The following is a 12,456-nucleotide window of genomic DNA, read 5'->3' on the forward strand; positions in this document are numbered from 1 at the left end:
TATCCCTCCTGTTTTTAATTGGATGAATAGGCTTCGATTAAACGTTTGATATGATCCAACGACTCGGTTTCCTTTAAGGAGTCCTGATTTTCTTTATTGCTGAGAAGCCGGGTCAGTTGGGAAAGTGCTTTCAGATGTGTCGTATGGTCAACCGCCGCAATGCAAAACAAAAGCCTTACCGGATACTGTTCATCATCCAAAAAATAGACTGGCTCCTTCAGTTTCAGGAGACTCATTCCCACCTTTCGGACGCCCTTTTCAGGTCTTGCATGAGGAACGGCAATCTCGGGGCCGATGATCATATAAGGTCCCATCTTTTTGACATTGTCGATCATGGCATCTGTGTATTCCTTCAAGATCACCTCCTTATCAAGCAAAGGCTTTGCCGCTGTTTGAATCGCTTCTTCCCAGCTTTTGATTTGGTCAGCCATTTGAATGGTTTCATCTGTCAGCAGATCTTTCAGCACTGGTCGTTTCCCCCTTGTTTCCGTCACTTTTTGAATAAATACAATATTTTCTAATGCTTCTCTCAGGCCTTTTTCGTCTATGATATTGGCATGCTTCTTGAGGATGTGAAGAAATTCGTCTGTCAAAAGCTCCTTTTGCTTCACGCCGAACAGTTCCCGATACACTTCATTGACAAGCCTGCTTTTTTCAGCGGGTGTCATCAGCGGCCCGACCATGTAGTATCGCTTTTTGGTTTTAAGCTCAACGGTGGAAAACACGGCATCATAACGGTCAAAGACGTCAGGTGTGAATTCCTGCAAAGACATCGCCTTCTCAACGACAATCTCTGAAAATAGCGATTCAAGCTGGCGCCTGACCATCAAGGATGAGCTGACGCCGCTCGGGCAAATGACGACAGCCGTCTTTTTCGATGATCCGGACTGTACGGGCTGTTCAAGCAATGCACCAAAGTGAATCGTGATAAAGCCGATTTCTTCTTCTGGAACCGGTTTGTTCAGCAGCGCTTCAAGGTGCCGCATCAGCTTTTGAACGATGGTAAACAATTCTTTGTGCTCTTTCTTAATTTTGCTGAGCAGGGGATTGTGAATCGGGATGCGGTATTTCATTCTGAAATATGCCGGCTTCAAGTGCCGATAAAGAGATTCCGCCACCTCGCGCCTCCTTGGAAATGTGATGCATGCTCTTGATTCAAATTCAAACACAAGCTTTTCACACAGCTGATAAAGCGGATCATGCGCCGGCTGTTGTCCGAATGAAAGCCCGAGCAGCTGGATCAAAATATAACAAAGTTCGGTTTCATGGACGGGAATCCGAAGTTCATTCACAAGCCTTACGGCTGCGTTTTTCAGCGGACTTTGCTTTAAAAGCTCCCCCTCCTCCTGGTGAAAACGGACAATTTTTCCTTCGGCCACTCTGATCGAATACATCATCAGAAAGTAAACAAATTCATTGAGCCTTTCTTCAACGAGTTGAATCCTGTATTCTTTGTAGACAAGTTCAACCGCTCTTTTCGTTTCTTGTTGTGTGTGACCGCATGAGCCGGAAACTTTTAAAATATAATGAAGGATTTCTTTGCCGTAAGGCTTTTGCAGGAAAGAAGAAAGGTGGTGCATGACCGGAACTCTTTTATCAAACTCGCTTCCTATTAAATGATAGCCGCGCTGTCTTGTATATCTGATCGCCACCAAAAACGGAGCCAGCGCCTCATTCGCTTTTTTCACATCATTCATGACCGTATTTTTGCTGACCTGCAATAACTGTGTGAGATGAGCGGATGAAATCGGCTCCCTGCGGACAAACAGAAACATGTACAAGGCTTTGATCCGCTCTTCCTGCGTAAAAATAAACGAGCGGCCGATGTCTGAACAGGCTTCGGAGAACCGCAATTCAAGCAATTTTTCCGGAACGGCCAGCCGGTTCTTTCTTTTATACTCGATTTCAGGCAGCTGCTTGCCAGTCAGCCAATGATTGATTTTGTCCAGGTCATAGCAGATTTGCCGTTTTGATAATTGAAAATGATCAAGCAGCTGATGCATTGTCGCTTCTCTGACACGCAGCAAATATTGAAGCAATTGAGCCGGACGTTTCTCGTTGATCATTTTTGCGCCCCCCTTATTGTCATCATATAATAAAGCGTTTTCATTTTGTTTGCCGATTGGGTCCAATTCATGGGACTTCCGATCTTCAAGATTGGTCTGATATCCTTCTTTTTTATCGTACAAGCATGAAAAAAACCTCTCAGAGGATGTTGAGAGGTTTTTTTCTATCAATCAGCTGTCATGCCAATATACTTTCATCAAATCTTCCGACCACTTCGGCTGTATGATTTGCCCTTTCGGAAGAAACTCTTTCATCACAGGTTTGATATCGATTACAGGTGTTCCGTCAATCGCATCCAACCCTTTCACTACAAGCTTGCTCCCGGATTTTTCAAGGAGTGTCACAACGGTTGCGCCGAGCCTGTTTGGCCTGTTTTTTCCCCGTTGGGCAAAAATGCCTGTCTCAGGATAGTTTTGATTGTTTCTCGGGCGCCTCGCCTGATATTGTATTTGATCTTCTTTTACTTGATGAAAGTAAAAGATAATGTCCAGATGAGAAAATGCTTCGATCCCTTTTAAAGCGTCCGGATGGATATCTTCAGCCAAATTAATTTCAGAAATCACATCGCCCCAATGATCATCCTTCGGCACAGTCCGCAAGTTTTTCACAAACGCGACAGGCTTTATTTCTATCAATTTTATCCCCCGCTTTCACTTCGCTTCCATAAAAATCCCGATCTCCGCTTTCGCTGCCGGTTTTCCGTTTACTGAGGCGGTTCCGTTGCCGAATAAAAACCCCCTTTTAAAGCGGGAAACTTCAAAATAAAGATCAAGTTTGTCTCCCACAAAGACCTTGCCGGTGTATTCAGCTTTTTTCACCGAAGACAGAAAGCCGATCTCAGCTGAGTCTTTGAGCGCAGTAAATGCAGCGGTCTGAGCCAGCGCTTCAATGATGATGGAAAACGGCATTTCCTTTTGGTTTTCCGTCATAAACCAGTCGTTTTCCGTTATGAATTTATATCCTTTCACCCATTTTCCCGGCTCGCTTTCTACTACGCGGTCAATGAATAGAAACGGGTATTGATGCGGCAGTACAGAATTGTTCACGCTGATCATCCTTTTTTACATGATTATACCGTACTCTTTTAATTAGCGCGATGACACAGAATGAAGCTGCTGAGCGCCCAAAAATTCCACCAAGACAAAAAGACCGGGGCCTAAGCCCCCGGCTTTGCTTCATCCATTCGATTTCAGATTGTCCGGGAAGATGGTCAGATCCACTCCCCATAAATTCGGCAAAATGTAGAACACAGCTCCGACGATTAAAATCAGTGTGAAAATATTAATGACAAAGCCGGTTCGAACCATCTCGCTGATCTTCAATTTGCCCGATGCGAAAATAATTGCATTCGGCGGCGTGCCGACCGGCAGCATGAAGGCGCAGTTTGCCGCCATTGCAGCAGGCACCATCAATGCGTACGGGTGGACATTCAGCGCTAACGCGAGCGAGGCCAGTACAGGCAGAATCATAGTCGCTGTAGCCGTATTCGACGTAATCTCCGTCAAAAACAGCACCAATGCCGCTGAGATGACAACAATGACCACAAAATTAAATCCATCTAATACCGTAAGCCTTCCGCCGATCCACTCGGCCAGACCCGTTTCTTTAAAACCGGTCGCGAGCGCCAGGCCTCCTCCGAATAAAAGGAGAATCCCCCACGGCAAGTCCTTCGATACCGACCAGTCCAATACCCTGCCCCCTTTATTGAGCGAAGGGATCAAGAAGAGCAATGAAGCTGCGAATATCGCAATCATTGTATCGTCAATACCCGGTATTTTGTCATCCCATAAAAACGTCCTCGTCACCCACATAAACGCGGCAAACCCGAAGACGAGCAGAACCATTGTTTCTTCAAAGCTCATCTTTCCGAGCTTTCTTTTTTCTTCGAGAATCAATTCTTTTCCGCCCGGAAGCTCCTTCATCTTGATCGGATGCGCCACTTTCGTCAAGTACAGCCATACCGCTACAAGCAAAATGACAACGACCGGAACGGCAAAAGCCATCCATCCACCGAAAGACACTTCAACTCCGTACAGCTTCTTAATATTGGCCGCCAAAATAATGTTCGGCGGTGTGCCGATCAGCGTACCGAGTCCGCCGATCGTTCCCGCATACCCGATGCTGAAGATCAGCGCTTTTGAAAATTTCGCTTCTTCTCCGGCTAAATCTTTTCTTTCAGATTTCATGACGGCTGATACCTGATGAATGATAGCGGTCCCAATCGGAAGCATCATCATCACCGCGGCCGTATTTGAGACCCACATCGACAAAAACCCTGTGGCCGCCATAAAACCGAGGACGATCCTTGACGTGCTCGTACCCACTACAGAAATGATATTGAGCGCGATCCGTTTATGAAGATTCCAGCGCTCCATCGCAAGTGCAATTAAGAAGCCTCCTAAAAATAAAAAGACGATCGGATCACCATAGCTTGACGTGACAGCTGCCCCTTCCAGCGCCCCGGTCAGCGGAAGCAGCACGATCGGCAGCAATGATGCAGCCGGAATCGGAACAGCTTCTGTAATCCACCAAACCGCAACCCACAACGTGGTCGCCAATACCATTCTTCCTTCATAGCTCAGTCCCTCGGGAAAAAAGAACAAAAGGACGGCGAAAAACAATGCAGGACCAAGCAGCAGCCCGATTTTCTGAGGCGTTTTATAGCTCGGCGGTTTTTCTCCCTTCATGGTTTGCTCAGACTTGATCTTTAAATCGGCATCTTTTCCCGCCCTGACAGGCATGGCGAATAAAAGCAGCCTCTTTGCTTCCCGGTGTGATCTCCAAAGCATATCCCATGCTGACACAACGCTTGATTTCATCAAAAATCCCCCTTCCCCTCTATCGATAAAGCGCTTACAATAGTAACTAAAAAGTAAGCTGCCGACTGTCGACAGTTATAACTTCATTATAACGGACAGCTAATGGCAGTCAACACTTTTTTGTCACAAAATACTCAATATTATGGTAATTTTAGGTTGGTGGTATTTTTCTCTTTTTGCTAGACTATTAGTGATTTCCGCAGTGAAAAATAAACGAGGTGAACAGCGTGAAGTTTTCGATCCAACGTGCAGTCTCTTATCATGATCAAGTCCATCATTATTTAAAAGATATGATTATTAAAGGAGGGTATCGGCCCGGCGAACGGATCTACGAATCCAAAATTGCCAAGGAGCTGCAAGTGAGCCGCAGCCCTGTCAGGGAGGCGATTCGGACACTTGAACAAGAAGGTCTGTTATTGATAGATGATAAATCAAAAATTACAGTTTATGAACCGACAATCAAAGACCTTGAAGAAATATACCAATGCCGCCAGGCGCTCGAATCCCTGGCCGTTTCATTGGCTACCCGCCTTGCTTCAAATGCAACACTGGAGCATATTTCCGAAACGCTCTCTGAAGCGCGTAAACACCAAGAAAGCCAGAGTCCGGAGTCTGCCAATGCGCTGCTTCTCCTAAATACGCGATTTCATGATCTCATCATCGAAACGAGCGAAAACGAACGCCTGCAAAAACAGCTGCTTGATTTGCGGTCGCTGACCTTTTTTTACCGGAGCAAAAACCTTGAAAAACCGGAACGCACCCTTGACATCATCAATCAGCACGAGGAGATTCTGCGTCACATGCAGGACAGAAATGACGCCAAGGCTGCCGAATCAATGTGGAAGCATATAGAGGCAGACCTTTGCTATTTAAAAGAGGTGTTGTTCGGAAGCAGTTCCGCACGCTAAAAAAGCAGGGTTACCCCTGCTTTTTTCAGCTCTGGCAGACAAATTCGGCTGTGCGGTTGATCCCTTTGATGACATCCGGAAGGCGGTCGCATTCATTCGCAACATGAACGCGCTGAAACCCTGCGGCTGCAGCCTTCTTCCCCGCTTCTTCCGTGAGGCAGACCGCCTGCAGGCGGGCAGCCGTTTTTTCCGGATGGAGGCCGATTGTCTCCGCCTCGTTTATGAACAGCTCGACGCATGTGCGATTCGCAAACATCACGATATCAACAGGAAACTCCTCGATCTCCCGTTTAACGATCGATGTAAAGCGGCTGTCGATCATCCTGTCATGTGTAATCAATATCTCACACCCGGAGTGCGGTTGATGTTGCACGGTTTCCCGGCTGCCGATCAGCAAACAGCTGCCCGAAACCGGCATTTCCGCCTGCAGAAAAGCGGAAAATCCCCGTTCTTCAAGAGCTGCTTTTACATGCAGATCTGAAGCGTAGAGCCGGCCGCGCACTTCCCTGACATCGATCTTCAAAGCGGCAAGCCGGCTGAAAAATCTGCGCAGTGACGCACTTGACGTGAACAGCAGGCTGTCAAAAGAAGCAATTCGATCTAAAACCGTATCGTCAGGCACCGTTTCGGCTGATTTCCATTTCGGCCATTCAACAACTTCAGCGCCTTGTTCACGAAGCGTCTCCACCGGGACTCGTTCTTCTTCACAGCTTTTGACCGCCATGATGTTCAGCCCGATCAAAGGCTTTTCTTCAAACCAGCTGTTCTGCCTGAATGATACGATGTCGCCGATGACGATGATCGCGGGATTTTTGATTTGATGCTCGGTTATTTTTTCCCTGATATTCTGCAATGTCCCTTTCACGCTCCGCTGCCTGCCCCATGTGCCCCATTGGATGACCATCGCGGGAACAAGGGGAGACTTGCCGTGTTTCATCAGCTGCTCGCATATATAACCAAGGTTTTTGATCCCCATGTAAAAGACGAGGGTTTGGACGCCTTTGGCCAGCCCTTCCCAATTCATCTCCGGTTTGCCCGATTTATCATGGGCGGTGACAACGGCAAAGGATGAAGCGAAATCGCGGTGGGTCACAGGCAGTCCGGCATAAAGAGGCGCGGCGATTCCCGATGTAATGCCGGGCACCATTTCGTACGGGATGCCGTGTTCGCTGACGGCTGCCGCTTCTTCTCCGACTCTGCCGAACACGCTCGGGTCTCCTCCTTTCAGCCGGACCACTTTGAGGCCTTTCAGCCCCTTTTCAATGAGCAGTGCATTGATTTCACTTTGTTTCATATAATGGCGGTCCGGGAGCTTGCCGCAGTAGACAAATTCACATGATGCTTTTGCATGCTCAAGCAGCCGGGAATTGACGAGCCTGTCATACAATATGACATCCGCCGTCTCGATCAGTGTTCTTCCTTTTAATGTGATCAATCCTGAATCGCCCGGTCCGGCCCCGACAAAATATACTTTCCCATTCCCCATCAACTGTCATCCTTCCATCTGCCGATTCTGTGAACGCGTTTGTTTTTTTAAATAAAGAGGGATCACATTGAGCGACCCTTGTGGCTGTTGACAAAAATCGCGACACGTTCGATATCGCTTGTTCAGCCGTTTAATAAACGATATATAAATCTTCACCTTCAACGACCGTTTCGTATGTCTGAACACACCCTGTGTCAGGCTCTTGGACTTTGCCGTCTTCAAGGCTGATCTTCCAGTCGTGCATCGGACAGAAGACGAATTTGCCGCTTACCATTCCTTCGGCAAGCACGCCCCCTTTGTGGGGGCAGCGGTTTTCAATCGCACGGACATTGCCGTTAGAAAGCTTGAATACCGCGATTTCCTTGTCCTCGATAAGCACTGTCTTCCCAAGCTGATTCGGCAAATCCCCGATCTTCGAAACAAACACCTTTGTTAAGTTCTTGTTCACCATGTGAATTCCTCCTCAAGTTGATTTCTCATTTTAAGAAGTGACAACATTTTCGAATAGCTGTTTTGTTGTCTTTTCGTCTTCCAAAAAGTCTTTCCACGGGTCTTTATGGACAGACAGCGCTTGATTGATGCGGTCATTCAGTTCTTTGCGTTTTTCTTTATCATTCAATATGGATTGGACGTGGGACAAGCCGACACGTTCAACCCATGCAGATGTCCGCTCTAAATAGTTGGCTGTTTCACGATAGTATTGGAGATATGCGCCTGTAATTTCGATGACTTCTTCAGCCGTTTTGACTTTCATTAACAGATCGCCTGCGCGCAAATGCGTGCCTCCGTTTCCGCCGACGTAAATTTCCCAGCCGCCGTCGATGCCGACGACGCCGATATCTTTAATGCCGGATTCGGCGCAGTTTCTCGGACAAGCGGAAACCGCCATTTTAATTTTGTGAGGCGTGTAGAGCCCTTCAAATTTTTTCTCAAGGTCAATTCCGAGGGCCATTGAGTCTTGCGTGCCGAAGCGGCAGAACTGTTCGCCTACACACGTTTTTACGGTTCTGAGCGTTTTTCCGTAAGCAAATCCTGAAGGCATATCAAGATCAGCCCATACTTTCGGAAGATCTTCTTTTTTGACGCCGATCAGGTCGATCCGCTGGCCTCCGGTCATTTTCACTAGCGGAATTTCATATTTGTCGACGACATCAGCGATGCGCCGCAAATCATTCGAATTGGTAACCCCGCCGTACATCCGCGGTACGACTGAATATGTGCCGTCTTTTTGAATGTTGGCGTGCATCCGTTCATTGACGAAGCGGGACTCTCTTTCATCTTCATATTCCTTCGGATTGATCATGCCGAGGTAGTAGTTAAGCGCAGGGCGGCATTTGGAACAGCCTTCCGCCGTTTTCCAGCCGAGCACGTTCATGACTTCTTTCGTATGGGTCAGCCCTTTTTCTCTGATTTCAGCCACGATTTCGTCTCTTGAAAGGTCCGTACATCCGCAAATCGCTTCTTTTTGTGCTGAAGCATCAAACTCTGAGCCGAGCGTATGCTGCAGAATCTCAGCGACAAGCGGCTTACATCCTCCGCAAGAGCGTGATGCGCCTGTGCAGGCTTTAATTTCATCGGTCGACGTGCAGCCCTGCTCTTTGATCGCCTGAATGATCATCCCTTTCGAAACGCCGTTGCAGCCGCATACGATCTCATCGTCGCTCATCGCAGCGGTTAAGCTCATGCCTTCCTCCTGATTCAAAGGCTGCAAGATTGAAATTTTAGAAGTATCTGAAATATCTGCTCCTTTTTGAATCATGGAAAACAGCCTGTTGCCTTCGCTGCTGTCTCCGAACAGTACGGCGCCGATCACCTGATTGCCGCGCAGAACGATTTTCTTGTAGATTCCGTCCTGTTCGTCAAACACTTTGAGCGCTTTTTTGTCTTCTCCTTCATCCTCATTAAAGTCACCGGCGGAAAAGACCTCAACACCGGAAACCTTCAGCTGGGTTGATAAAACAGATCCTTCATACGGAGCCGTTTCAACGCCGCAGATTTTTTTGGCAAGCACTTTTGCCTGTTCATAAAGAGGCGCGACAAGTCCGTAGGCAATGCCTCTATGTTCCGCACATTCTCCGACAGCGTAAATGTTGGGAACTTCGGTTTCCATGTAATCATTGACGACGATTCCTCTGTTTACCGGAAGGCCGCAGTCTTTGCCGAGCTGAACGTTCGGTTTGATTCCGACCGCCATGACGACCAAATCGGCTTCAAGCGTTGAGCCGTCTTTGAATGTTAAGCCTTCGACACGTGTTTCTCCGTAAATTTCTTCTGTCTGCTTTTCCAGCAAAAATTTCATGCCCTGCTTTTCCAGCTCTTTTTGCAAAAGCCGTCCTGCGGTTGCATCAAGCTGACGCTCCATCAAATATGGCGCGAGGTGGATAACGGTAACATCCATGCCAAGGTTAAGAAGTCCGCGCGCTGCTTCCAGTCCCAGCAATCCGCCGCCGATAACGGCTGCTTTTTTGTACGTTTTGGAAGCTTCGAGCATAATATCCGTATCCTTGATATCACGGAATGCTGTTACACCTTCTTTATCCGCTCCGGGCAATGGCAGAATAAAAGGGAGAGAACCTGTCGCCAAAATCAGTTCATCATACGGCTGGACTCTTCCCGTATCCGTGATGACGGTTTTGGACTCCGGATCAACTTTAACGACTTCTTCACCTGTATACAGCTGAATCCCGTTTTCTTCATACCAATCCCAATCATTCAGTGTAATGTCCTTAACATCCGTATCTCCTTGAAGCACTTTGGAAAGAAGAATCCGGTTATAGTTTGGGTGCGGTTCGTTTCCGAAAATCGTGATCTGAAACTCTTCGTTTGAAATTTTAAGAATTTCTTCAACGGCCCTGACCCCGGCCATACCGTTCCCTACAAGGACTAGCTGCTTTTTTTTCACTATGATCCTCCCCTTTTTCAAAACAATTCACTATACGCCCTAAACAAGTATTCTGTTTACATCTTTAAAACTATCACAAATTATAGTTAATTTTGTAAACTTTTTATGACTTTTTATGACAATTCATTCACATAATTGTCAACTGACGGACGAATTTTCACGGAGCAAACCTTAAATCCCGGCATTCTGCAAGACGGATCTAGCGTTTCCGCTATCAAATCGTTCACATTTTGCGAATCCCCCCAATGCATCGGTACAAATACGGTATCCGGCCTGATGGCTTCCGACCATTTGCTCCTGACAATGATGCTGCCTCTTTTTGACTCCACCCTGACCAGCATCCTGTCGCCAATGTTGTACTTTTCCGCCGTTTTCGGATGGATTTCCATAAATGATTCAAAGTGCCTGGCCTTGAGTGCAGCGCTCCTTCTCGTCTGTACGCCGGTTAAATAGTGAGACATTACCCTTCCGGTCGTCAGAAAAAGGGGATACTCCTCAGTCGGTTCATCTTTTTTGATCTTTGGTTCGTTCGGGACGACGCACATTTTCGCTTTTTTGTCCGGGTGGGCAAAGGATGATTCAAACAGGCGCTGTGTCCCGGGGTGCCCCTGTTCGGGACAAGGCCATAAAATGCCGCTTTCCTTTCTCAGACGTTCATAAGTGATGCCCGAATAGTCGGCAATTCCGCCGCGGCTCGCTTTTCTTAATTCATTAAAAACATCCTCTGCCGATCGATATGAGAAATAACGGCCTTTTCCAAGAGCTGCGGCGATATCGCAAATCATTTGCCAGTCATGCCTCGCTTCACCGGGGCACGGCTTTGAGGCTTCCCTTAATGTCACTCTGCCTTCCAGATTGGTCATCGTTCCTTCGTCCTCGAGATAGGATGATGCGGGGAGAATGACGTCCGCGAGTCTTGCCGTTTCAGAAAGAAACAAATCAACGGCTGCAAAAAACTTTAATTTTCCCAAAGCGGATTTGACAAAGCCGGCATTCGGGCTGGATACAACAGGGTTTGAACACATTAAAAACATCCCGGTAATTTCCCCTTCATGAACTTTCTCCATCATTTCATAAGCGGATACACCTTTTCCCGGAAGGTCTTCAGCTTTTATGCCCCAAACATCCGCAATATAGGCGCGGTCGGCTTCGTTTTCAATCGACCGGTACCCCGGCAGCTGATCTGCTTTCTGGCCGTGCTCCCGCGCGCCCTGTCCGTTTCCTTGTCCGGTGACGGCGCCGTAGCCGCAGGCAAATTTGCCGATTTTTCCAGTTGATATTAGAATATTCAGTAAATTTCTGACAGCAGCCGTTCCGTCTGTTTGCTGTTCAACCCCTCTCGCCGTGAACAGCATTCCCGTCTCCTCGCGGGCAAATTTTACTGCAGCTTTTTTGATCTGCTCGATTTGTATTCCGGTTTTGGCCGCAATGTCTTCAAGTGATAAAGACGCCACATGGCGCTTGACCTCTTCAAAACCTTCCGCTCTCTCTCTGAGAAAAGCTCCGTCTGTCAGCTGTTCTTCAATGATGACTTTCAGCATACCGTTTGCGAGCGCTGCGTCTGTCCCCGGCTTGATTTTCAAATGCAGATCGGCGATCTTGGCCGTTGCCGTTTCGCGGGGATCGATGACAATGATGTAGGCCCCGTTTTGCTTCGCTTCTTCAAAATACGGCATGATCGTCGGCTGGCACTCTGCGATATTCGTACCTGCGAGGATGATGACCCTTGCATGGGGGATCTCGGAAAGGGCATTTGTCAGCCCCCGGTCCATTCCAAAGGTTTGATTTGCAGCTGTGGCGGCCGCCGACATGCAAAGCCTGCCGTTGTAGTCAATATGCTTCGTCTTCAAGGCGACGCGGGCGAACTTCCCGAGCAAATACGCTTCTTCGTTTGTAATAGACGCGCTGCCATATACGCTCAAAGCATCACAGCCATCTTCATGCTGGATCGCTGTTACTTGCTCTTTGATGTACTGAAGCGCTTCTTCCCATGTCACACGGACGAATTCGCCGTTTTTTTTGATCAGCGGATGGGTGATCCTCTCTGAATGAAACGCGTGCTGGTGGGCGTTCATCCCTTTCATGCACAGCCGTCCTTTTGTCGTCGGATTGTCTTTTCCGACCGCCGTGTATTTTTTTCTTGTCACAATCGTCTGTTCAATGAGCTGCATTTTGCACTGCATGCTGCAAAATGGACATTGGGTGTCATACGTTTTTTCGGATTGCACTTCTTTTTGCTTTGTGCGAAAGTACTTTAGCAATCGTTCTGTCAAT

At 47.6% G+C, this 12,456-nt stretch carries 9 protein-coding genes; 1 reads left to right on the forward strand and 8 read right to left on the reverse strand.

Features of this window, described 5'->3' with window-relative positions:
- Positions 1–14: 14 nt before the first annotated feature.
- From M1E06_RS19135 to M1E06_RS19150, 4 genes are all read right to left on the reverse strand, one after another.
- The gene (locus tag M1E06_RS19135; RefSeq protein ID WP_041817418.1) at positions 15–2,066 is read right to left on the reverse strand and encodes a BglG family transcription antiterminator; all 2,052 of its coding nucleotides are present in this window, start codon (positions 2,064–2,066) and stop codon (positions 15–17) included.
- Between the two features lie 171 nt (positions 2,067–2,237).
- Positions 2,238–2,702, reverse strand: coding sequence for a tRNA (N6-threonylcarbamoyladenosine(37)-N6)-methyltransferase TrmO (tsaA, locus tag M1E06_RS19140; RefSeq protein ID WP_020450197.1), 465 nt, complete (start codon positions 2,700–2,702; stop codon positions 2,238–2,240).
- Between the two features lie 15 nt (positions 2,703–2,717).
- Positions 2,718–3,113, reverse strand: a complete 396-nt coding sequence (locus M1E06_RS19145; protein ID WP_020450196.1) for a 3-hydroxyacyl-ACP dehydratase FabZ family protein — start codon at positions 3,111–3,113, stop codon at positions 2,718–2,720.
- A 129-nt stretch (positions 3,114–3,242) separates the two neighbouring features.
- Positions 3,243–4,886, reverse strand: a complete 1,644-nt coding sequence (locus M1E06_RS19150; RefSeq protein WP_020450195.1) for an SLC13 family permease — start codon at positions 4,884–4,886, stop codon at positions 3,243–3,245.
- 227 nt (positions 4,887–5,113) lie between these two features.
- Between M1E06_RS19150 and M1E06_RS19155 the strand changes: the two genes are divergently transcribed.
- Positions 5,114–5,794, forward strand: coding sequence for a GntR family transcriptional regulator (locus M1E06_RS19155; protein WP_020450194.1), 681 nt, complete (start codon positions 5,114–5,116; stop codon positions 5,792–5,794).
- A 25-nt stretch (positions 5,795–5,819) separates the two neighbouring features.
- On the opposite strand, the gene cobA is transcribed toward M1E06_RS19155, so the two are convergent.
- From cobA to nasC, 4 genes are all read right to left on the reverse strand, one after another.
- Positions 5,820–7,280 carry a uroporphyrinogen-III C-methyltransferase gene (gene cobA / locus M1E06_RS19160; RefSeq protein WP_020450193.1) on the reverse strand — a complete coding sequence of 487 codons (1,461 nt, stop codon included), beginning with the start codon at positions 7,278–7,280 and terminating at the stop codon, positions 5,820–5,822.
- Positions 7,281–7,410: 130 nt separating this feature from the next.
- Positions 7,411–7,731 carry a nitrite reductase small subunit NirD gene (gene nirD, locus M1E06_RS19165; RefSeq protein WP_020450192.1) on the reverse strand — a complete coding sequence of 107 codons (321 nt, stop codon included), beginning with the start codon at positions 7,729–7,731 and terminating at the stop codon, positions 7,411–7,413.
- A 30-nt stretch (positions 7,732–7,761) separates the two neighbouring features.
- Positions 7,762–10,182 (reverse strand): nitrite reductase large subunit NirB, encoded by a 2,421-nt coding sequence (nirB, locus tag M1E06_RS19170; protein WP_020450191.1) that lies wholly within the window; start codon positions 10,180–10,182, stop codon positions 7,762–7,764.
- A 113-nt stretch (positions 10,183–10,295) separates the two neighbouring features.
- Positions 10,296–12,455, reverse strand: coding sequence for an assimilatory nitrate reductase catalytic subunit NasC (nasC, locus tag M1E06_RS19175; RefSeq protein ID WP_025810124.1), 2,160 nt, complete (start codon positions 12,453–12,455; stop codon positions 10,296–10,298).
- Position 12,456 lies beyond the last annotated feature (1 nt).

It is taken from the genome of Bacillus sp. AK124, assembly GCF_053903085.1.